The following is a 21,174-nucleotide window of genomic DNA, read 5'->3' on the forward strand; positions in this document are numbered from 1 at the left end:
GATCATGACAACGACGTCAGCTCACTCCGATCAGAAACCAGGCGGTTTCCGCGTGGCGGTGCAGAAATTCGGCACCTTCCTCAGCGGCATGGTGATGCCCAACATCGCGGCGTTCATCGCATGGGGTCTCATCACCGCCATCTTCATCCAAACCGGCTGGCTGGCGCAGATCTGGGGGATCCTGGTTCCCCAGATCGGCGGCTTCCCCGCTGCGGACGGCACCGAGTACGTCGGCCTGGTCGGCCCGATGATCACGTACCTGTTGCCGTTGCTCATCGCATACACCGGTGGGCGCATGATCTACGGCACCAGGGGTGGCGTGATCGCGGCGATCGCGACCATGGGCGTCATCGTCGGCAGCGGCATTCCGATGTTCATCGGCGCCATGATCATGGGCCCGCTGGCCGCGTGGCTGCTGAAGAAGGTCGACGCCATCTGGGCAGGAAAGATCAAACCCGGCTTCGAAATGCTGGTCGACAATTTCGCCTCCGGCATCCTCGGCACCATCCTGGCCGTCATCGGCTTCTACGCAATCGCCCCCGCCGTTGAGTGGATCAGCAACGTGCTCTCCACCGCGGTTGACTGGCTGATCGCCGCCTCCCTGCTGCCGCTGGCCAGCGTGCTGATCGAACCGGGCAAGATCCTGTTCCTGAACAACGCCATCAACCACGGCGTGCTGACACCGCTTGGCGTGCAGCAGGCGCAGGAAACCGGAAAGTCCGTTCTGTTCCTGCTGGAGGCGAACCCCGGTCCAGGCCTCGGCATCCTGTTAGCGTTCGCGTTCTTCGGCGTCGGGTTGGCCAAGGCGAGTGCGCCGGGCGCCATCATCATCCAGTTCTTCGGCGGCATCCACGAGATCTACTTCCCGTACGTGCTGATGAAGCCGATGATGATCCTGGCCGCGATCGCTGGCGGCATGACCGGCGTCTTCGTGAACGTGTTGTTCCAGACAGGGCTGCGGGCGCCGGCGTCCCCAGGCAGTATCTTCGCGATCCTCATCCAAACGGCCCCTGACAGTTACGTCGGGGTGATTCTCTCGGTGATCGCGTCGGCGACGGTGTCGTTCCTGGTCGGTGCCGTCATCCTGCGGGCAAGCAGGAAGCGAGACCTCGCGGCAGAGGGAGCGGGCGACCTGACCGCAGCGATCGCCCAGACAGAGGCCAATAAGGGCAAGTCGAGTGCCGTGCTTGGCAACCTGACAGCGGATGCCGCTGACGGTGCCGCTGCGGCCGGCACGGCCACCTCGGCCACTGTCGGTGCGGGTGCTGCTGGGGCTGCTGCTGCGGGCGCTGGCGCTGTCGGTGCGGCCGCGACCGGGGCTGGATCTGCGACAGCCGTCGCCGATCATCCGCTCACGAATATCGTCTTCGCGTGTGACGCCGGCATGGGGTCAAGCGCGATGGGGGCGTCCGTGTTGCGCAACAAGCTCAAGAAGGCGGGCATCGGGGGAGTGACGGTCACCAACCAGGCCATCGCCAACCTCGACGGCAACGCCGACCTGGTGATCACGCACCAGGACCTCACGCCACGGGCGAAGCAGATCTCGCCGAACTCGATCCACGTGTCGGTCGACAACTTCATGAACAGCCCGAAGTATGACGAGGTTGTGAGCCTCGTGCAGCAGACGAACACCAACGAGGGAGCGTAGCGATGAGCCAGGACATCCTGCAGCCGTCCACGATTGTTGCTGCGGGAGTGGCAACGACGCGCGACGATGCGATCCGCGAAGCCGGAGCACTACTGGAGGCAGTCGGGGCGGTGAACGACAGCTACATCCCGTCGATGCTGGAGCGAGAATCATCCGTCTCGACCTACATGGGCAATTTTCTCGCCATCCCGCACGGCACCAATGAGGCCAAGGATTCGATTCTGCGTTCCGCGCTGTCGCTGGTGCGCTACGCGGAGCCGATCGACTGGAACGGTGAACCTGTGCGGTTCGCAGTGGGCATTGCCGGCCTGAACAACGAGCACCTCGAGATCCTGGCGAAGATCGCCACCGTGTTCTCGGATGAAGACGAGGTGCAGAAGCTCATCGATGCCGCGTCGGCCGCTGAGATCTACGCCCTGCTCGAGGATGTGAACGAAGAATGAAGGCCGTACATTTCGGGGCCGGCAACATCGGTCGCGGTTTCGTCGGACTTCTCCTGCATGAGGCGGGCTACGAGGTCGTCTTCGCGGATGTGAACTCCGAACTGATCAATCAGCTGGCCTCCACCGGCCACTACGAGGTCGTGGAAGCCGGCATCCCGACCACGACACAGACCGTCGACAACTTTCGGGCGCTCAACAGCGCCACCCAGGAAGAGCAACTGATCGAGGAGATCGCGACGGCCGATGTGGTGACCACCGCCGTCGGGCCAAACGTGCTTCGGTTCGTCGCGCCCGTGATCGCCGCAGGGCTGGAACGGCGTGATTCCGCCCTGCCGCCGCTGGTCATCATGGCCTGCGAGAACGCCATCAACGCCACCGATGCCCTGGCCAAACACGTCTGGGCGAATGTCGCGCCTGACGGCTGGGACGAGGTTGCCCCCAGGGCGGCATTCGCCAATACTGCCGTCGACCGGATTGTGCCGACCCAGGCGGCCCATGCCGGGCTCGACGTCACGGTCGAGGCCTTCTACGAGTGGGTCATCGAACAGGGCGCATTCGGCGGCAACCCACCGACGATCCCCGGTGCCAGGTTCGTCGACGACCTCGAACCATACATCGAGCGCAAGCTGTTCATGGTGAACACCGGGCACGCCACGATCGCGTATTTCGGCCACATCAATGGTGCGTACAAAATCTCTGACGCCATGGGCAAGCCAGAGGTAGCGGATGTCGTCAGGCGCGTTCTCGAGGAGACGTCGACGCTGCTGGCGTCGAAGCACGGCCTCGACGCGGAGGAGCTGCACGACTACCGGGAGAAGATCCTGGTGCGGTTCGCGAATCCTGCCCTGCCAGACAACGTGGACAGGGTGGGCCGCGAGCCGCTCCGAAAACTGGGTCGAAACGAGCGCTTCATCAAGCCTGCCGCGGAGATTGCCGAATCCGGTACGCGGCCGACGGCACTGCTTGAGGCGATTGGCGCTGTGCTGCGCTTCGACGTCGACAGCGACCAGCAGAGCGTCGAAATGCAGCACATGCTCGCCCGGCTCTCTGCGGAAGGATTCGTGACGGAAGTGTGCGGGCTGGAGGAGGGGCATCCGCTGTTTCCCGATGTGGTGCTCGTTGTCGCGTCTGTGCAGGACAACCCGTACATCGACGCGCTGTAAAGAGGCAGCGGGGCGTTAGCTGGGAACGTGGTGAGGGATTATAGGGGCGGATTGCGAAACCGCGCATCCGTCGCATAGGATAGACCCTTGGTGTCTGGCATCTCCTTGTGGAGATGGCGTTCACCGAAGTCCACGCATGACCAGCAACCAACAACTTGAGCGACAGTGAGTAAATGGCCAAAAAAGACGGTGTCATCGAAATCGAGGGCGCAGTAGTCGAAGCTCTTCCTAACGCGATGTTTCGCGTTGAGTTGACGAACGGCCACAAAGTCCTTGCCCACATTTCGGGCAAGATGCGTCAGCACTACATCCGCATCCTCCCAGAGGACCGCGTGATTGTTGAGCTGAGCCCATACGACTTGACCCGTGGCCGGATCGTTTACCGCTACAAGTAACGGCTGCTGTAAGTAACGGCCCGCGGCATCCTGCGGGCACGAAGACAGCGAACACAAGGAATCACCATGAAGGTCAACCCCAGCGTCAAGAAGATCTGTGACAAGTGCAAGGTCATCCGCCGTAACGGCAACGTGATGGTCATCTGCGAGAACCCGCGTCACAAGCAGCGCCAGGGCTAACCGATTGTTGAGCGTGTCGATTCTCGACAGGCTCAACCGGTTTCTGGGGCTCCAGTAGCCCCGACAAGCTCAACCAGCAGTATCAAAATAGCAATTCCGGGATCCCCCAGGGGAGACACCATCGGTTGGAGGCCGATGCACAGGAGTTGTTACAGACCTCCACTCACTCACAGGAGAAGCCACAATGGCACGTCTAGCCGGCGTTGACATTCCTCGCGAAAAGCGCGTGGAAGTTGCACTGACTTACATCTTTGGTGTTGGCCGTACGAGGGCCCTCAAGACCCTCGCCGACACCGAAATCGATGGAAACATTCGCGTTAAGGATCTGACCGACGAGCAGCTCGTCGCCCTTCGCGATTACATCGAAGGAACCTTCAAGGTTGAGGGTGACCTCCGCCGTGAGGTTGCCGCTGACATCCGCCGCAAGGTCGAGATCGGTAGCTACGAGGGTATTCGCCACCGCAAGGGCCTGCCCGTCCGCGGACAGCGCACCAAGACCAACGCTCGTACTCGCAAGGGCCCGAAGCGCACCGTAGCCGGCAAGAAGAAGGCGCGCTAGGCCTCGCCTAGCCCGTCTCGCCTTTAGGATTCAGGAGAAATCATGGCAGCACCCAAGTCGGCCGTACGGAAGCCGCGTAAGAAAGAAAAGAAGAACGTTGCTGTGGGCCAGGCCCACATCAAGTCAACGTTCAACAACACAATCGTCTCGATCACAGACACCACTGGTGCTGTCATCGCGTGGGCGTCCTCAGGTGGAGTTGGCTTCAAGGGTTCACGTAAGTCGACCCCGTTCGCCGCTCAGCTTGCTGCAGAGTCTGCAGCTCGCCAGGCCCAGGAGCACGGTATGAAGAAGGTTGACGTCTTCGTCAAGGGACCGGGTTCAGGTCGCGAAACTGCGATCCGTTCACTTCAGGCCGCTGGCCTGGAGGTCGGCTCGATCAACGATGTCACCCCGCAGGCGCACAACGGTTGCCGCCCGCCGAAGCGTCGCCGCGTTTAATTCCTTTCGTTGACCGGGTGGGCCCTTTCGAGGGTCTGCCCGTTCAGCACGAGAAGCTCGATTCCCAGCCTCTGGCTGGGGGTCGGGCTTTGATCACAACTTAAAACCTCGCTACAGAAGTGTCATATAGCGGACACTTAGCCGAAAGGAATCAATAGTGCTTATTGCACAGCGTCCAACGCTCACCGAAGAGAACATTTCGGAGTTCCGTTCACGGTTCGTCATCGAGCCGCTGGAACCTGGTTTCGGATACACCCTCGGTAACTCGCTTCGCCGCACCCTGCTTTCCTCGATTCCCGGCGCTGCTGTCACCAGCATCCGTATCGATGGTGTGCTGCACGAGTTCAGCACCGTTCCCGGTGTGAAGGAAGATGTCACCGAGATCATCCTGAACATCAAGGGTCTCGTCGTCTCCAGCGAGCACGATGAGCCCATCACCGCGTACCTGCGCAAGCAGGGTGCCGGCCAGGTCACGGCTGCAGACATCTCGGCTCCGGCCGGTGTCGAAATCCACAACCCTGAACTGGTTATCGCAACCCTCAACGACAAGGCCAAGTTCGAACTTGAACTGACCATTGAGCGTGGACGTGGATATGTTTCCGCGACCCAGAACCGTGCAGAGTACGCAGAGGCTGGCCAGATTCCGGTCGACTCGATCTACTCGCCCGTGCTCAAGGTGACCTACCGCGTCGAGGCAACTCGTGCCGGTGAGCGCACTGACTTCGATCGCCTCGTCGTTGACGTTGAGACCAAGTCGGCTATCACTCCCCGTGACGCCATCGCATCCGCCGGTCGTACGCTGACCGAGCTGTTCGGTCTGGCTCGCGAGTTGAACACTGCTGCTGAAGGCATTGAGATCGGCCCAGCGCCGGTTGATGCTGTGCTGTCGAACGAACTGTCGATTCCGATTGAGGACCTCGACCTGTCCGTCCGCTCGTACAACTGCCTCAAGCGCGAGGGAATCAACAACGTCAGCGAACTGGTCGCCCTTTCGGAGACTCAGCTCATGAATATCCGCAACTTCGGTCAGAAGTCAGTGGATGAAGTCAAAGACAAGCTCGTTGAGCTGGGTCTGTCGCTGAAGGATTCAGTTCCTGGCTTCGACGGCGCCCACTTCTACAGCGGTTACGACGAAGAGACCGTCTAAGGCCTGTCGTTCCCGACTGCCTTTTGATACTGGAGAAAACCAAAAATGCCTACACCCACTAAGGGACCCCGCCTCGGCGGTGGACCGGCGCACGAGCGCCTCATGCTTGCCAACCTGGCAGCTGCCCTGTTCACACACAAGTCGATCAAGACGACTGAGACGAAGGCCAAGCGCCTCCGTCCGGTCGCTGAGCGTCTGATCACGTTTGCAAAGCAGGGCGACCTGCACGCTCGCCGTCGCGTTCTCGCCACCATTGGTGACAAGACCGTCGTACACGAGCTGTTCACGGAGATCGCACCGCTGGTCGCTGAGCGTGAGGGCGGCTACACCCGCATCACCAAGCTTGGTTTCCGTAAGGGAGACAACGCTTCGATGGTGCAGATCGAGCTCGTTCTCGAGCCCGTCAACCCGAAGCCGAAGAAGAACAAGGCTGCAGCTGCTGAGAAGCCCGCTGCCGCTGAGGTCGTCGAAGAAGCTCCCGCAGCCGAAGAGGCTGAGGTAGTTGAGGCTGAGGTTGCTGACGCACCCGAGGCTGACGCTGCAGAGGCATCCGCTGAGGAAGCCAAGTAGTCTTCACCGCTTGAATTGAGGGGCCCGACTTCGGTCGGGCCCCTTTTTTGCGCGCCAGGGGCAGGGCTGCGTCGTGTCGTGTCGTGTCGTGCGCAGTGTCGCGAATACAGGAACGGATGCCTGAAAGCGGTCGTTCTGTCCTGTTTTCGCTTACAGATGGCCGATTCATCCTGTTTTCGCGACGGCTGGCAGCTGGTGCGGAGCCGGCGAGCAGCGGTGCAGCGGTGCAGGAGGTCAGGCGGTGCGTTAGCGCAGCGCCTGAGGCAGCGGCAGGCGGTGCGGCAGCCGCAGCGGCAGGCGCCGGCGCTAGTGCTTCGGCTTCAGGATCAGCCGGTTGGGGCCAGGCTGTTGGGCAGGCGGAAGTTCATCCAGGCGCTGAAGGGCGGCCTGGACGCAGTCCGCGTAGATGTGCCCGCCCGTTGGGCCTGGGTGGATATTGTCATCGGCCAGAACATCGGTGTGCGGTGCGATCGCGCTTGACCAGTCGGCCAGCTCAATGCGCGAGGACCGCGCGGCGAAGTCGGCCAGCGTCTCGTTCACGCCGGGGGTCCACGTGCGCTCAGCGAAGGCGTTGACCATGATCAGTTGCCGGTCTGGTCCGATGGCAGAGCGGATGCCGACGAGGTCTTCCGCGTCGATGGGGCCATTCGTGCCGAGGCCGATCACCACGACGGGGCGCAGCTGTCCTGCCTGTTCGAGGCCCGCCAGGATCTCGGGCGCGGCCCGCATGCCGCGCGAAACGGCTGCGTCGATGACGATGCCGGGGAACTCCTCCTGGAGTTCAGGTGCAGAGGCCAGCATCACCGAGTCGCCGACTGCGGTGATCCGTTCGCCAGCCGGGGGAGCGGTTGCCTCAGGCGATGGTACGGCTGTGGGGGCCAGCCCCGACGCGCCAGGTGCGCCGCTCGCCGAGGAATCGGCAGCGGTACCCGAGGCCGGAGCCGGAGCGGCAGGTGCTGCTGCGTCCGCTGCCGCTGCGTCCGCTGCCGCTGCCGCTTCCGCGTCTGCCTGTGCGGCCGCCAGCGCCTGCTGGCCGCGTTCGATCACGGCTTCCGCGCTGCTGCTGGTGGGTGCAGAGACGACGGCAGCCGTCGTTCCGAGGCCGAGCACCACGACGGCAGCCATACCGGCCAGCACGACCTGGCGCTGCACGCGCGAGCCGCGCAGTCGGGCGCGCAGGCGGCTCAGGGCGCCGCGGTAGCCGAGCCGGCGAATGGGCTGCTCGACCCAGCGATACGAGGCCTCAGCGGCGAGCAGGGTGAGAATCAGGGTGACAACGCCGATGGCGATGACTCGGCCGGCGGCATCCGCTGGTGTCGTGGTCGGCCAGGCGAGCTGCACGAGCACGAGAACCGGCCAATGCCAGAGGTAGATGCCGTATGAACGGATGCCGATGGCGCGAAGCGGCGGAAGGTCGAGCAGCTGGCCGAAGCGGCCGCCCTGCACGGCGGCCCAGATCGCCACGGCGGTGAGCACGCAGGCGAGCACGAGGCCGCCCCGGTAGGTGAAGATGCCGTCGGAGGTGAGCACGACCGACAACACCCCGAGGCCGAGCAGGGCGCCGAGACCGATCAGCGGGCGGGCGCGCGGCAGCTGGCCGTGCGGCATGGCAGGGCGGCCGAGCAGCAGTGCGAGAGCCGCGCCGATAGCCAGGCCGAAGCTGTGGGTGTCCGAACCGAAGTAGACGCGGGTGGCATCGGCGCCCGGCTCCACCAGCACGCCCATCCAGACAGCGGATGCCGCGGCCAACACGAGAACGATGGCCAGGCGAATGCCCGGTCGACGAATCAGCAGCAGCGCGGTGAGCAGCAGCGGCCAGATGACGTAGAACTGCTCCTCGACGGCAAGTGACCAGAGATTGCGGAACAGCTCCGGCTGGTCGGCGGCGAAGTAGCTGGCGTTGCTTGCAATCGAGATCCAGTTGTAGCTGAAGGTGAACGCACCGATCAGCTGGCGACCGAGCGCGATGAGCACATCACCGCCGATCAGGAAGGCGGCGCTCGCACACACCAGAATGAGTGGCACCAGCGGCGGAACGAGGCGACGGAGACGGCGCTGCCAGAAGCGCGGCAGCGAGATATGGCCGGTTCTGGTTCGCTCTGTGAGCAACAGCCAGGTGATGAGGAAGCCGCTGATGACGAAGAAGACATCGACGCCGACGAAGCCGCCTGGCAGCAGCGCAGGGAAGAAGTGGTAGAGCAGTACGCCGGTCACAGCGAGGGCGCGAAGCCCATCGAGGCCGGCAAGTCGACGTGGCCCGCCAACTGCGAGAGCTGTGCCAAGGGAACGAGGCGGAGTGGGGTAAGCGCGTTTCATAACAAAGTGGGCTCGAGCCCGGCCTCAACGATAACCCACCCCCGAGAGCACCGTTGCTGGGTGTGCGCTGAACGCGACCGCCGCATAAACTACCGTGGTGACACTCCCAGCCCTCTCCGACGCTTTCGCGGGACCACCGGCCACGGAGAACGCCGGGCTCACCCGGATGCGGTTGGACATCGCCTACGACGGCACGCTCTTCAACGGCTGGGCGAAGCAGCCAGACCAGCGCACCGTCCAGGGCGAAATCGAGGGCGCACTCGCCACGATTCTCCGCCGACACCCGGCGACCCCACAGCTGTCCGTCGCAGGCAGAACGGATGCCGGCGTGCACGCACTCGGCCAGGTCGTACACCTCGACCTCACCGACGAGCAAGCAGCCGCCCTGGTCAGGCAGAAGCGTGGCCTCGGCAAGCCCAAGCCGCCGCTGACCCTGGCCGCTGCCCTGAAGAAGCGACTGTCAGGCATCCTGAACAGCCAGCCGGACATCGTCATCAGGAACGTCTCCATCGCGCCTGTCGGCTTCGATGCCCGCTTCTCCGCGGTCTGGCGTCAGTACGAGTACCGCATCGCCGACACGGAATCGTTCCACGACCCGCTGCAACGGCTGCGCACCACGTGGTACCACGGCACGTTAGACGTCGAACTGATGGATGCCGCTGCCGCGTCCATGGTCGGCCTGCATGACTTCGCGTCGTACTGCAAGCCGCGGCCAGGAGCCACCACCATCCGCACGCTGCAGGACTTCACCTGGCGCCGTGATTCCGACGGTGTCCTGGTGGGCTCGCTCCGCGCCGATGCTTTCTGCCACAGCATGGTGCGTGCCCTCGTCGGCGCAACCGTCTCTGTGGGAGAGGGCAAGCTCGACGGTGAACACCTCGCCGACCTGCGCGTGGATCGGGCGCGCACCAGCGAGTTCAAGGTCATGCAGGCCCGCGGCCTCACGCTGATGCAGGTCGGATATCCCGAAGACGTCGAACTCGCCATCCGTGCGGTCGAGACCAGGGCGCGGCGCGCACTGCCCGCTGCGTAGTCGGTTCACTGCGCCACAGGATTGTGCATCGGGCCTCAATCGGCTAGCATGGACCCTTGGTGTCTGTGCGTTGCAGCCAGGCACACGAACGTGAGCCCTCCATCGATCGTGTTCTTCTTCTAGAACACACCCGGAGCGGGATTCACGAACACCTCCGTTCGAACAAGAAAGCAGCACTATAGTGACGCGCACCTACACCCCCAAGGCAAGTGAAGTCCAGCACGATTGGGTCGTCATTGACGCCACCGACATCGTTCTTGGCCGTCTCGCCAGCCACGCAGCCGTTCTCCTCCGCGGAAAGCACAAGGCAACGTTCTCTCCCCACATGGACATGGGAGACTTCGTCATCATCATCAACGCCGAGAAGATTGCCCTGACCGGCAAGAAGCTCGACCAGAAGATCGCCTACCGCCACTCCGGTTACCCGGGCGGACTGTCGGCACAGAACTACTCCGAGATGCTCGAGAAGCACCCGACTCGTGCAGTTGAGAAGGCGATTCGCGGCATGCTGCCGAAGAACTCGCTCGGCCGCGCACAGCTGCTGAAGCTCAAGGTCTACGAAGGCGCAGAGCACCCGCACGCTGCACAGCAGCCGAAGCCGTACACCCTCGGCCAGGTCGCGCAGTAGCGTCGGCCCCCAGACTTCTCGACTCTAAGAAAAAGGATTCACACCATCGTGGCGAAGATCGCAGACCAGATTGACGCGGCTCCGGAGAGCTACTCGACAGAGACTCCCGTTGAAGCTGTAACCAAGGCGCCCCGCGCCGCACTCACCGTCCCCGGCGCAGCCGTTGGCCGTCGCAAGCAGGCTATCGCCCGCGTGCGTCTCGTTCCCGGTTCGGGCACCATCACGGTGAACGGCCGCGACATCGCGGACTACTTCCCGAACAAGCTGCACCAGCAGCTGATCAACGACCCGTTCAAGGTCCTCGACCTCATGGGCGGCTACGACGTCATCGCACGTATCTCCGGTGGTGGCCCCTCGGGCCAGGCCGGCGCACTGCGTCTCGGCATCGCTCGCTCGCTGAACCAGATCGACGAAGAGAACAACCGCGCGATCCTGAAGAAGAACGGCTTCCTGAGCCGTGACGCTCGTGTCAAGGAGCGCAAGAAGGCTGGTCTCAAGAAGGCCCGCAAGGCTCCTCAGTTCTCCAAGCGCTAACCAGCAAGTCGACTCAAGCAAACACACGTGCCTCGACTTTTTGGTACCGACGGTGTTCGGGGCCTGGCCAACCGTGATCTCACGGCTGGCCTGGCCCTGGGCCTCGCCCAAGCAAGCGCTGTCGTCCTGACCCAGGGACGACGTGCAGAACAACGACGCGCAGAAGGCCGCAGGCCGGTTGCCGTCGTCGCCAGGGATCCCCGGATCTCCGGCGAATTCATTTCATCCGCCGTTGCAGCAGGCCTCGCCAGCTCCGGTGTTGATGTGCTCGACGCTGGTGTCATCCCCACGCCCGCTGCCGCGTTCCTGATCTCAGACATCGGCGCGGACTTCGGCGTGATGGTATCCGCCTCGCACAACCCTGCTCCCGACAACGGGATCAAATTCTTCGCCTTTGGCGGCACCAAACTTCCTGACGACGTCGAAGACCGCATTGAAGCGCATCTCGACGAAGACAAGCTGACCCCCGTGGGCGGCGATGTCGGTCGTATCCGTCGGTTCGCCGACGCCGAAGACCGTTACATCATTCACTTGCTCTCCACGCTGCCGCATCGCCTGGACGGCATTCACGTCGTCCTCGACTGCGCTCACGGCGCTGCGTCCGGCATTTCCCCTCAGGTGTTCACCGACGCAGGCGCGAAGATCACGCTGATCGGCGCTGACCCTGACGGCATCAACATCAACGACGGTGTCGGCTCAACGCACCTCGACAACCTCGCACGGGCTGTCCTCGCGCACGGTGCCGATGTCGGAATCGCCCACGACGGCGACGCTGACCGTTGCCTCGCGGTCGACGCTGAGGGCAACATCGTCGACGGCGACCAGATCATGGCGATCCTCGCGGTCTCCATGGCAGAGCGCGGCGTGCTGGCTGACCGCACCCTCGTCGCCACCGTGATGAGCAACCTCGGCCTTCGCAAGGCCATGGCCGCCAACGACATCAAGGTGATCGAGACCAAGGTGGGCGACCGCTACGTGCTCGAAGAGCTGAACGCCGGCGGATACTCACTGGGCGGCGAGCAGTCCGGCCACGTGATCATGACCAAGTACGCCACGACCGGTGACGGAATCCTGACCGGACTTCACCTGGTGGCAGAGATGGCCAGAACGAAGAAGACGCTGGCCGAACTGGCATCCGTCATGACGGTCTTCCCGCAGATTCTCGTCAACGTGCGCGGTGTCAACCACCACGCACTGGCCCAGAACGACACCATCGCGCAGGCCGTACTCGAGGCCACGATCGAACTCGGCGACACCGGACGGGTGCTGCTGCGCCCCTCGGGCACCGAGCCAATGGTTCGCGTTATGGTCGAGGCGGCCAACCAGCCGACCGCCGATCGTCTGGCTCACCAGCTGGCGGATGTCGTCAGCGCACAGCTCGCGCTCTAACAGCTCTGGCGTTGGTGTCCACCCCTCCGTTGGTCGAGGAGGCCGCCAGGCCATCTCGAGACCTGGTTTCGAGACGCGGCCTCGTTCCTCGGGCGGCCCTCAACCAGCGAGCCTGCTAAACCTTGCGGAGCAACACCGTCGACACGGCGTGATTCGACCCCTTGCGCAGCACGAGTGTCGCCCGTGAGCGGGTAGGCCGGACGTTCTGCAGCAGGTTCGGCTCGTTGATGCTCGACCAAATGGAGCGGGCGCGTGCTCGTGCCTGCTCTTCGTCGAGCGTGGCGTAGCGGTGGAAATAGGAGTTCGGGTTGCTGAACGCACCGCGCTGCAGCTTGAGGAAGCGTTCTTCGTACCACCTGGCGATGTCCGCCGTGCGGGCGTCCACGTAGATGGTGAAGTCAAACAGGTCACTGACCGACAGGCCATGGCCCTTGGCGGGCGGCTGCAGTACGTTCAGCCCTTCGACGATCAGGATGTCGGGCTGCCGCACCACAATCTGCGCATCGGGAACGATGTCGTAGCTGAGGTGCGAGTAGAACGGTGCCCGTACTTCTTCTGCACCGCTCTTCACTGCGCTGACGAAGCGCAACAGCGCTCGCCTGTCGTACGACTCTGGAAAGCCCTTACGGTCCATCAGCCCGCGGCGCTCGAGTTCAGCGTTCGGAAAGAGGAAACCGTCTGTGGTGACGAGCTCGACGCGGGGCGTGTCTTCCCACCGGGCGAGCAGCTCACGGAGCAGGCGGGCAATCGTCGACTTGCCGACGGCAACCGACCCTGCGACGCCGATCACGAATGGTGTGCGCTTGGCGCGTTCCCCCAGGAAGTCGCTCGTCGCCCTGTGCAGTTGGCTGGCGCCGGCCGCGTACAGGTTGAGGAGTCTCGAGAGGGGGAGGTAGACATCCGTCACCTCGCTCAGCTCGAGAGGCTCTCCAATACCGCGCAATTGCACGATCTCTGTCTCACGCAGTGGGAGGGGCATCGTGGGGCCGAGGACGGCCCATGCGGCTCGATCGAGCTCCACGAATGGGGTGCTGTGACCATTGAATCCATGGCTCATCAGCGACTCGGGCATTTTCCCAAGCTTAGTCGGACTAAAATCGTCCCCATGTGCGGAATTGTGGGATATGTCGGAGACAACAAGAGCGTCGAAGTACTCATGGGAGGGCTGCGTCGCCTCGAATATCGCGGATACGACTCCGCAGGGATCGCGGTGATCGATGACGCGGGCACGCTGAACACGGTCAAGCGCGCCGGAAAGCTTGCCATGCTCTCGCAGGAGCTTGAACTGCACCCCATCAACAACGGCAGCACCGGCATCGGCCACACCCGCTGGGCGACGCACGGCGGTCCAACAGACCGCAACGCGCACCCGCACCTGGGTGACAACGGCCGCCTCGCCCTGATCCACAACGGGATCATCGAAAACTTCGCTCCGTTGAAAGACGAGCTGCTCGCGGAGGGCTTCACCTTCGAGAGCGAGACAGACACCGAGGTCGCCGCAGTGCTCCTCGGCCGTGAGTACCAGCGCGTCGGTGACCTGGCTGAGGCATTCCGCGCCGTGGTCTCCCGCCTCGACGGTGCATTCACCCTGCTCGCCGTGCACCAGGACTCCCCAGGCCTCGTCGTCGGCGCCCGCCGCAACTCCCCGCTCGTGATCGGGCTGGGTGATGGTGAGAACTTCCTCGGCTCAGACGTCGCCGCCTTCGTCGAATACACTCGTCGCGCCATGGCCATCGGCCAGGACCAGATCGTCCAGATCACAGCGGATGCCGTCACGGTAACCGACTTCGACGGTAACGCCGTCGAGACCGAAGAATTCGACATCGCCTGGGACGCCTCCGCGTCTGAGAAGGGCGGCTGGTCGAGCTTCATGGCCAAGGAAGTCTCCGAGCAGCCGGACGCCGTTGCGAACACACTGCGCGGCCGCATCGTGGATGGCGTCGTCGTCGTTCCAGAACTCGTCGAATTTGGCGACGACGTGCTCGCCGGCATCAAGCGCATCGTCATCATCGCCTGCGGTACAGCGGCGTACGCAGGCCAGACGGCCAAGTACGCCATCGAGAAGTGGGCGAAGGTGCCCGTCGACGTGGAGCTCAGCCACGAATTCCGCTACCGCGACCCCGTACTCACCGCCGACACGCTGGTGATCTCCATCAGCCAGTCCGGCGAGACCATGGACACGCTGATGGCCGTCAAGTACGCCCGCGAAGCCGGCGCAAAGGCCGTCTCGATCTGCAACACGCAGGGTTCGACGATTCCGCGCGAGTCAGACGCCGTCGTGTACACACACGCCGGGCCTGAGGTCGCCGTGGCATCCACCAAGGCATTCGTCGCCCAGATCGCCGCCCTCTACCTCTTCGCCCTGCACCTGGCGCGCGTGCGCGGCACGCTGAGCCATGCAGAGCTCGCCGAGCAGACCGCTGAACTGTTGGCGATCCCGGAGAAGATCGAGACCACGCTCGGGCAGGCCGAAGCAGTCAGCCAGCTGGCCAAGTGGATGTCAGACACCAGGGCCGTGCTGTTCCTCGGCCGTCACGTCGGGTTCCCGATCGCACTCGAGGGCGCGCTCAAGCTCAAGGAACTGGCCTACATCCACGCAGAAGGCTTCGCCGCCGGTGAGCTCAAGCACGGCCCCATTGCGCTGATCGAGCCCGGCCAGCCGGTGTTCGTCGTCGTGCCGAGCCCGCGCGGGTCTGCCCACCTGCACCCCAAGGTGGTCTCGAACATCCAGGAGATCCGCGCCAGGGGCGCTCGCATCATCGCGATCGCCGAGCAGGGGGATGCCGCAGTGCTTCCCTTCGCCGACACGGTGCTGCACATTCCACTGGCCGCGCCGTTGTTCGAGCCGCTGCTCGCCGTCGTGCCGCTGCAGATCTTCGCGATGGAACTGGCCACGGCCAAGGGACTCGACGTCGACCAGCCGCGCAACCTCGCGAAATCCGTCACCGTCGAATAGCCAGACGATGATCAAGGGCATTGGCGTCGACATCGTCGACCTCGCCCGCTTCGCACGTCAGGTTGAGCGGACGCCGGGACTCATCCCTCGTCTGTTCACCGAGAGCGAACGCACGCTTCCCGTGCATTCGCTCGCTGCGCGATTCGCGGCGAAGGAAGCGCTGATCAAGGCGATGGGGGACAGCGCAGGCGTCACCTGGCACGAGCTGGAAGTGATCAGCGGTGCCGGCGGCAACCCGGAGTTCAGGCTGCAGGGTAAGGCGCTAGATGCGCTGACCGTCCGCGGGATCACCAGCGTTCATCTCAGCATGACCCACGATGCAGGCGTTGCCTGCGCATTCGTCGTCGCGGAGGGCGACTCATGAGTAGTTTCAGAGAAGCAGTCATCGACCTCACTGCGATAGCAGCGAACGTCACGCGGCTGCGCACGCTGGCCGGCACGCCACACACCATGGCCGTCGTCAAGGCCAACGCATACGGGCACGGCGCCATCCCCGTCGCAGAGACCGCGCTGGCGGCGGGAGCAGACTGGCTGGGGGTCGCCGACATCGCGGAGGGCCTCGCGCTGCGTGACGGTGGCATCCACGCCCCGATCCTGGCCTGGCTGCACGACCCTCTGACCGACTGGACGCCGGCCATCCTGGCCGACATCGACCTGGGGGCATCCTCCAGCGCGCAGTTGCAGGGCATTGCTCGTGCAGCCGACGCGCATGGCCGTACCGCTAACGTGCAGATCAAACTGGAGACCGGCCTCAGCCGGAACGGCGTCTCAGAGGGCGACTGGCCAGAGACATTCGCGACTGCTGCCCTGCTCGAAGCGGCAGGCAGCATCCGTGTGCGTGGAATCTTCAGTCATCTCTCGAACGCGTCTGCCGCCGACGACGCAGCAGCAATCGCCTGCTTCGACCGCGGCCTGGCCGCCGCTACCAGCGCAGGGCTGGCGCCAACCCTGGTGCACCTGGCTTCCACCGCTGCCGCTATCCGGCTCCCGGCTGCCCGCTACTCGATGGTGCGCATCGGCATCGGGTTGTACGGGTTGTCGCCGTTCGACGACGCCACCTCTGCCGAGCTCGGGCTCATCCCTGCCATGACCCTCCGCACCAGGGTGGCCGCTGTGCGCCGGGTTGCGCCAGGAACCGGCGTCTCGTACGACTACACCTGGCGTGCGCCAGAAGAGGTCACCCTGGCGCTCGTGCCGCTCGGCTACGCAGACGGCATCCCGCGGCAGGCGTCAGGCCGGGCACCGGTGTCGATCAGCGGGAAGACCTACCAGGTCGCCGGCCGCATCGCGATGGACCAGTTCGTTGTCAGCGTCGGTCAAGACCCCGTCAGCGTCGGCGACGAGGCCGTGCTCTTCGGCGACCCGGCAACGGGCGTACCGAGTGCGACAGACTGGGCGGATGCCGCTGGCACCGTGAATTACGAGATCGTCACGCGAATCGGCAATCGGGTCGCCCGCAGCTACCTGCCGGTGGTCGACCGATGACCCCGTCATCCAGCCCTGAGCAGTCATCCAACGCTGAGCAGTCATCCCACGCTGCGACGAGGGTCATCCCCGACGCGGATGCCATGCATGACTTCGGCCGCGAGATGGCCGGCATCCTGCGGGCTGGCGACCTCATCGTGCTCACTGGCCCCCTCGGCGCAGGGAAGACCACGTTCACCAGGGGGTTGGGCGAGGCCCTCGCGGTGCGCGGTGCCGTGACCAGCCCGACGTTCGTGCTCGCGCGCACCCACCCGAGCACGATCGGCGGCCCGCCGCTGGTGCACGTCGACGCCTACCGGCTCACCAGCGCGGTTGAACTCGACGACCTCGACATTGACTTCGCCCGTTCCATCGTGGTGGTGGAGTGGGGCCGCGGCATGCTCGATGGCATCACAGACTCCTGGCTCGACATTGAGATCGAGAGGCCGGTGGGCGCTTCACAAGCGGAGGCACAGCCCGCCGAGTCGGCAGCGGATGCCGATGAGCTGGGCCTCGACCTCGACGAACCTCGCACCGTCACCATCAGGGCATACGGGCCTCGATGGGCAGACGCGAGCTGGGCATAGGCTTAACCAGTGCTTCTCGCCATTGATACCTCAGCAGGAACCAGCGTTGCCGTCGTCGACCGCGAGGCTGGGGTGATCGCTGAACGCGGCATCCCAGACACCATGCGGCACGCCGAAGTGATCGGCGACCTCATCGAACAGTGCCTGGCAGAGGCCGGCATCGCCGTCTCTGCGTTGTCCGGTGTCGTCGCCGGCATGGGACCTGGGCCGTTCACCGGTCTCAGGGTCGGCATCGCCGCCGCGCGCGTGTTTGCACTCGGGTCAGGCAAGCCGCTCGTTCCGATCGTGAGTCACGACGCCATTGCCTATGGGCGCTACCGTGCAGGGGAGGCGGGTCCGTTGCTCGTCGTCACCGACGCCCGCCGCAAAGAGGTCTATTGGTCTGCGTACAGTGGCAGCGACGATGCCGGGCTGCCGGTGCGTGTAGACGGTCCAAGCCTGTCCAAACCTGCCGAGCTCCTCGAAGCGAACTTCGTTCACGCCGGCATGCCCCGCTTCGATGCCGCGGTGATCTCCGCCGGTGACCTCGGCATGGTCGCCGAATTGACGTTTGCCAACGGGCGACCGTTCGCGGCCGACGAACCGTTGTATCTGCGATCGCCCGACGTCACGCTCTCCGCTGGCCCGAAACGGGTGAGCTGAGTGAGTTGGCAGCTGCGCCGTGCCCACCTGGCCGACGTTGACGGCATCATGCTGCTGGAGACGAGCATCTTCGAGAACGACGCCTGGTCGCCGACGATGATGGCCAGGGACGTCGCTGACCCTGCCTGCTACTACCTGGTCGCCGTCGATCCGGACGAAGCGGTTCCCGATGACCAGAAGCGCATCGTGGCATACGCCGGGCTGCTGGCCCCGAGGGGCGCGCGGGAGGGCGACATCCAGACCATCGCGGTGCACGAGGACGCCAGGGGCCATGGCCTTGGCCGGGTGCTCATGCAGAGCCTCATCGCTGAGGCCCGGAAACGGGGTGCGCGAGAGATCTTCCTCGAGGTGCGCGCTGACAATCCAACCGCCCAGGGACTCTACGACCGGTTGGGCTTCGAGGCAGTCGGCACCCGCCGCGGCTACTACCAGCCGGACAACGTCGATGCGGTCGTCATGCGACTCCACATCGTCGAACCAACGGCGACACTTGCAGCAGAGGCATGAAATCAATGAGTGACACCGAACAACTGAATCGCACCAATCCGCTGGTGCTCGGCATCGAGACATCCTGTGACGAGACCGGCATCGGCATCGTGCGGGGAACGACGCTGCTGTCGAACACGATTGCGTCGTCGATGGCAGAGCATGCGCGTTACGGGGGAGTGGTACCTGAGGTCGCGGCCAGGGCGCATCTCGACGAGCTCGTCCCCTCCATCAACGCTGCGCTCGCCGAAGCCCGGATCAGCCTCGCCGACATCGACGCTATCGCTGTCACCAGTGGTCCCGGACTTGCTGGCGCACTCATGGTCGGCGTTGGCGCGGCCAAGGCGCTCGCCGTCTCGCTCGGCAAGCCGATCTATGCGGTCAACCACCTGGTCGGTCACGTGGGCGCAGACGTCCTCAGGGTGACGGACGCAGGGGCAGCAGGCTCAGCGGATGCCGACCCCACGGATTCCGACCACGCGGTGGCCGACACCGAACCGCTGGCGTATCCGACCATCGCACTGCTGGTCTCTGGCGGCCACACGTCGCTGTTGCTCGTGCGCGACCTCGTGTCAGACGTCGTGTTGCTTGGGGAGACCATCGACGACGCGGCAGGGGAGGCGTTCGACAAGGTCGCGCGGGTTCTCGGACTGCCGTATCCGGGCGGACCGCAGATCGACAGGGTCGCCGCAGACGGCAACCCCAAGGCAATCCGGTTTCCCCGCGGACTCAGCCTCCCCAAGGACATGGCCAAGCACCGCTACGATTTCTCGTTCTCCGGGCTGAAGACCGCAGTCGCCCGGTGGGTCGAACAGCGTCAGGATGCCGGAGAGCCGGTGCCGGTGGCCGATGTCGCTGCCAGCTTCAGGGAAGCCGTTGTTGACGTGCTGCTCACCAAGGCGGTCGCTGCCTGTAACGACTATGGCGTTCCGCGTCTCCTGCTCGGTGGCGGTGTCGTCGCCAACGCCAGGCTGCGCGCGGTGGCAGAGGAACGCACGCGGGCGGCAGGAATTTCACTGCGCATTCCGCCACTGTTGCTGTGCACGGACAACGGCGCCATGATTGCGGCACTTGGCGCGCAGTTGATCATGGCCGGCCACGAACCGTCGACACTGGAATTCGGCGCGGATTCGACGCTTCCCGTCACCCAGATTCAGGTGTAACGGCGCATTCTTCCCGTTCAGCGCGGACTGAGACTATCCTGATTGAGGGGGTAACCAGCCGAAATGGTTGAATGACACCTGATTGACTCTCGGGTGTCACGCTGGCACCGCGAATGCCCGGCTTTCGGAAGGAGCCTCGACATGACTGACCCGAATCGTCCTGCCACAACCCCACCATCCGCACCTGGATACCAGCAAGGTGCGCCTAGCCAGCCGTACGGTCAGCCTTACGCCCAGCCATACGGGCAGCCAGCGTACGGTGAGCAGGTACCGCAGAACAAGTACAACGCGCTCGCCATCGTCTCTCTGGTGTCCGCCTTCTTCATCTCGCTCGTCGCGGTGATCACCGGCCACATCGCCCTGAGCCAGATCAAGCGCACCGGCGAACTCGGTCGCGGTCTCGCGATCGCGGGACTGGTGCTCGGCTACCTCGGGATTCTTGCCACCATCGTGGGAATCATCCTTGTGTTTGCATTCCTGCCATATATGGCCAGCATGTACCCAGGCACGTTCAACCCGGACAACCTTTACACCAACTAGCGCAGTGTGTGCGGTCGCGCCCGCTTGTCCGGCGTCGACCGCGATCAGCGTGTTGAAAGGAAGACACCATCATGAGCGACCCACAGAACCCTGACGCTCCGCGCGTCCCAGAGGTGCCCGACGTCCCGGACGTGCCCGACGTGCCAGACGTTCCCCAGGTTCCGGACATTCCGGGGCCGGATGCGCCGCAGGTTCCCGACATTCCCAACCCGCTGGACGACAGGCCAACTGCGGCATCCGCTTCAGCTGCAGATTCCCGCGCGGCAGCGACCGCGTCTTCCACGCCGTCCGAACCGTCCACGCCATCCGGATCATCGACACCGCAGTCCGGCTCGCCATACGGCGGCCCGGCCGCACCGCCGTCATACGGTGCGCCGACTCCGCCGCCGCCCGGCAACGGTGCACCAGGCTACGGTGCACCAGGCTACGGCGCACCGGGTGCCGCTCCATACGGGACACCCGCCGCCAAGCAGCCGGTGCTCAGCATCATCTCGCTGATCGCCGGAATCGTCGGCCTGCTCGGCTTTCCCGTCGTCTTCCTGCCGATCATCGGCGGCATCCTCGGCCTGATCATTCCCGCCGCCGCCGTCGTGCTCGGCTTCCTCGGCAGGTCAAAGGAGCCGCGGGCCAAGGCCATGTGGCTGACCGGAATCATCACCGGATTCGTAGGCCTGGCGATCGCCGTGATCAGCATCATCGGTTGGGCCATCGTCATCGCGACGATTCCCCCCGGTGGCTACCGGTACTATAACTAGCCGGCCAGTGTGGCCGTAGTTTCGACGGTGGGCGCCAGAACTCGGGGCGCCATCCTGCGTTACGCGAGCGCCGCCTCGTGCGTGCGTTGTGCTTAAACCCGGAGGTCGCGTCAATGAACGGGCAACAGAGCGAGT

At 64.3% G+C, this 21,174-nt stretch carries 24 protein-coding genes; 22 read left to right on the top strand and 2 right to left on the bottom strand.

Features of this window, described 5'->3' with window-relative positions; genetic code table 11:
- The first annotated feature begins 4 nt into the window (after positions 1-4).
- From AC25Y4_RS11750 to rplQ, 9 genes are all read left to right on the top strand, one after another.
- A complete protein-coding gene (locus AC25Y4_RS11750) occupies positions 5-1,648 on the top strand; it encodes a PTS mannitol transporter subunit IIBC (protein WP_488120606.1) in 1,644 nt (547 codons plus the stop codon).
- 2 nt (positions 1,649-1,650) lie between these two features.
- Entirely contained in the window at positions 1,651-2,091 is a 441-nt protein-coding gene (locus AC25Y4_RS11755) for a PTS mannitol transporter subunit IIA (protein ID WP_488120607.1), read from the top strand.
- Entirely contained in the window at positions 2,088-3,254 is a 1,167-nt protein-coding gene (locus AC25Y4_RS11760) for a mannitol-1-phosphate 5-dehydrogenase (RefSeq protein ID WP_488120608.1), read from the top strand. The genes AC25Y4_RS11755 and AC25Y4_RS11760 overlap by 4 nt, the downstream gene beginning before the upstream one ends.
- A 173-nt stretch (positions 3,255-3,427) precedes the next feature.
- Positions 3,428-3,649 (top strand): translation initiation factor IF-1, encoded by a 222-nt coding sequence (gene infA / locus AC25Y4_RS11765; protein WP_022883252.1) that lies wholly within the window; start codon positions 3,428-3,430, stop codon positions 3,647-3,649.
- Between the two features lie 66 nt (positions 3,650-3,715).
- Positions 3,716-3,829, top strand: coding sequence for a 50S ribosomal protein L36 (gene rpmJ, locus AC25Y4_RS11770; protein ID WP_022883251.1), 114 nt, complete (start codon positions 3,716-3,718; stop codon positions 3,827-3,829).
- Positions 3,830-4,013: 184 nt separating this feature from the next.
- Entirely contained in the window at positions 4,014-4,388 is a 375-nt protein-coding gene (gene rpsM / locus AC25Y4_RS11775) for a 30S ribosomal protein S13 (RefSeq protein ID WP_488120609.1), read from the top strand.
- A 42-nt stretch (positions 4,389-4,430) separates the two neighbouring features.
- Positions 4,431-4,829 carry a 30S ribosomal protein S11 gene (gene rpsK / locus AC25Y4_RS11780; RefSeq protein ID WP_488120610.1) on the top strand — a complete coding sequence of 133 codons (399 nt, stop codon included), beginning with the start codon at positions 4,431-4,433 and terminating at the stop codon, positions 4,827-4,829.
- A gap of 157 nt (positions 4,830-4,986) precedes the next feature.
- Complete coding sequence (locus AC25Y4_RS11785; RefSeq protein WP_488120611.1) at positions 4,987-5,976, top strand: DNA-directed RNA polymerase subunit alpha; 990 nt, start codon at positions 4,987-4,989, stop codon at positions 5,974-5,976.
- A 45-nt stretch (positions 5,977-6,021) separates the two neighbouring features.
- Positions 6,022-6,546 (top strand): 50S ribosomal protein L17, encoded by a 525-nt coding sequence (rplQ, locus tag AC25Y4_RS11790; RefSeq protein ID WP_488120612.1) that lies wholly within the window; start codon positions 6,022-6,024, stop codon positions 6,544-6,546.
- A 306-nt stretch (positions 6,547-6,852) separates the two neighbouring features.
- Here rplQ and AC25Y4_RS11795 read toward each other — a convergent pair whose 3' ends face one another.
- Complete coding sequence (locus AC25Y4_RS11795; protein WP_488120613.1) at positions 6,853-8,862, bottom strand: acyltransferase family protein; 2,010 nt, start codon at positions 8,860-8,862, stop codon at positions 6,853-6,855.
- Between the two features lie 166 nt (positions 8,863-9,028).
- On the opposite strand from AC25Y4_RS11795, the gene truA reads away from it, so the two are divergent.
- The 4 genes from truA to glmM all read left to right on the top strand — a co-directional run bounded on the left by truA (position 9,029) and on the right by glmM (position 12,446).
- Positions 9,029-9,895: a tRNA pseudouridine(38-40) synthase TruA gene (gene truA, locus AC25Y4_RS11800; RefSeq protein WP_488120895.1), complete on the top strand. Its 867-nt coding sequence runs from the start codon at positions 9,029-9,031 to the stop codon at positions 9,893-9,895.
- 181 nt (positions 9,896-10,076) lie between these two features.
- Positions 10,077-10,523, top strand: a complete 447-nt coding sequence (gene rplM / locus AC25Y4_RS11805) for a 50S ribosomal protein L13 (protein ID WP_488120614.1) — start codon at positions 10,077-10,079, stop codon at positions 10,521-10,523.
- Between the two features lie 48 nt (positions 10,524-10,571).
- Positions 10,572-11,057 (top strand): 30S ribosomal protein S9, encoded by a 486-nt coding sequence (gene rpsI, locus AC25Y4_RS11810; RefSeq protein WP_488120615.1) that lies wholly within the window; start codon positions 10,572-10,574, stop codon positions 11,055-11,057.
- A gap of 27 nt (positions 11,058-11,084) precedes the next feature.
- Positions 11,085-12,446 carry a phosphoglucosamine mutase gene (gene glmM / locus AC25Y4_RS11815; protein WP_488120616.1) on the top strand — a complete coding sequence of 454 codons (1,362 nt, stop codon included), beginning with the start codon at positions 11,085-11,087 and terminating at the stop codon, positions 12,444-12,446.
- Between the two features lie 115 nt (positions 12,447-12,561).
- Here glmM and coaA read toward each other — a convergent pair whose 3' ends face one another.
- Complete coding sequence (gene coaA, locus AC25Y4_RS11820; RefSeq protein ID WP_488120617.1) at positions 12,562-13,518, bottom strand: type I pantothenate kinase; 957 nt, start codon at positions 13,516-13,518, stop codon at positions 12,562-12,564.
- 33 nt (positions 13,519-13,551) lie between these two features.
- Here coaA and glmS point away from each other — a divergent pair, with 33 nt between their 5' ends.
- From glmS to AC25Y4_RS11865, 9 genes are all read left to right on the top strand, one after another.
- Positions 13,552-15,402, top strand: coding sequence for a glutamine--fructose-6-phosphate transaminase (isomerizing) (glmS, locus tag AC25Y4_RS11825; RefSeq protein WP_488120618.1), 1,851 nt, complete (start codon positions 13,552-13,554; stop codon positions 15,400-15,402).
- A gap of 7 nt (positions 15,403-15,409) precedes the next feature.
- On the top strand, positions 15,410-15,766 hold the full coding sequence (locus AC25Y4_RS11830; RefSeq protein WP_488120619.1) for a holo-ACP synthase: 357 nt from the start codon (positions 15,410-15,412) through the stop codon (positions 15,764-15,766).
- A complete protein-coding gene (gene alr / locus AC25Y4_RS11835) occupies positions 15,763-16,887 on the top strand; it encodes an alanine racemase (protein WP_488120620.1) in 1,125 nt (374 codons plus the stop codon). The genes AC25Y4_RS11830 and alr overlap by 4 nt, the downstream gene beginning before the upstream one ends.
- Positions 16,884-17,453: a tRNA (adenosine(37)-N6)-threonylcarbamoyltransferase complex ATPase subunit type 1 TsaE gene (gene tsaE, locus AC25Y4_RS11840; RefSeq protein WP_488120621.1), complete on the top strand. Its 570-nt coding sequence runs from the start codon at positions 16,884-16,886 to the stop codon at positions 17,451-17,453. The genes alr and tsaE overlap by 4 nt, the downstream gene beginning before the upstream one ends.
- 9 nt (positions 17,454-17,462) lie before the next feature.
- On the top strand, positions 17,463-18,095 hold the full coding sequence (gene tsaB, locus AC25Y4_RS11845; RefSeq protein WP_488120622.1) for a tRNA (adenosine(37)-N6)-threonylcarbamoyltransferase complex dimerization subunit type 1 TsaB: 633 nt from the start codon (positions 17,463-17,465) through the stop codon (positions 18,093-18,095).
- Positions 18,096-18,602, top strand: a complete 507-nt coding sequence (gene rimI, locus AC25Y4_RS11850; RefSeq protein WP_488120623.1) for a ribosomal protein S18-alanine N-acetyltransferase — start codon at positions 18,096-18,098, stop codon at positions 18,600-18,602.
- A gap of 5 nt (positions 18,603-18,607) precedes the next feature.
- A complete protein-coding gene (gene tsaD, locus AC25Y4_RS11855; protein ID WP_488120624.1) occupies positions 18,608-19,744 on the top strand; it encodes a tRNA (adenosine(37)-N6)-threonylcarbamoyltransferase complex transferase subunit TsaD in 1,137 nt (378 codons plus the stop codon).
- Between the two features lie 141 nt (positions 19,745-19,885).
- The gene (locus AC25Y4_RS11860; RefSeq protein ID WP_488120625.1) at positions 19,886-20,284 is read left to right on the top strand and encodes a DUF4190 domain-containing protein; all 399 of its coding nucleotides are present in this window, start codon (positions 19,886-19,888) and stop codon (positions 20,282-20,284) included.
- 71 nt (positions 20,285-20,355) lie between these two features.
- The gene (locus AC25Y4_RS11865) at positions 20,356-21,039 is read left to right on the top strand and encodes a DUF4190 domain-containing protein (protein WP_488120626.1); all 684 of its coding nucleotides are present in this window, start codon (positions 20,356-20,358) and stop codon (positions 21,037-21,039) included.
- Positions 21,040-21,174 lie beyond the last annotated feature (135 nt).

Source organism: Leifsonia sp. Y878, assembly GCF_057669685.1.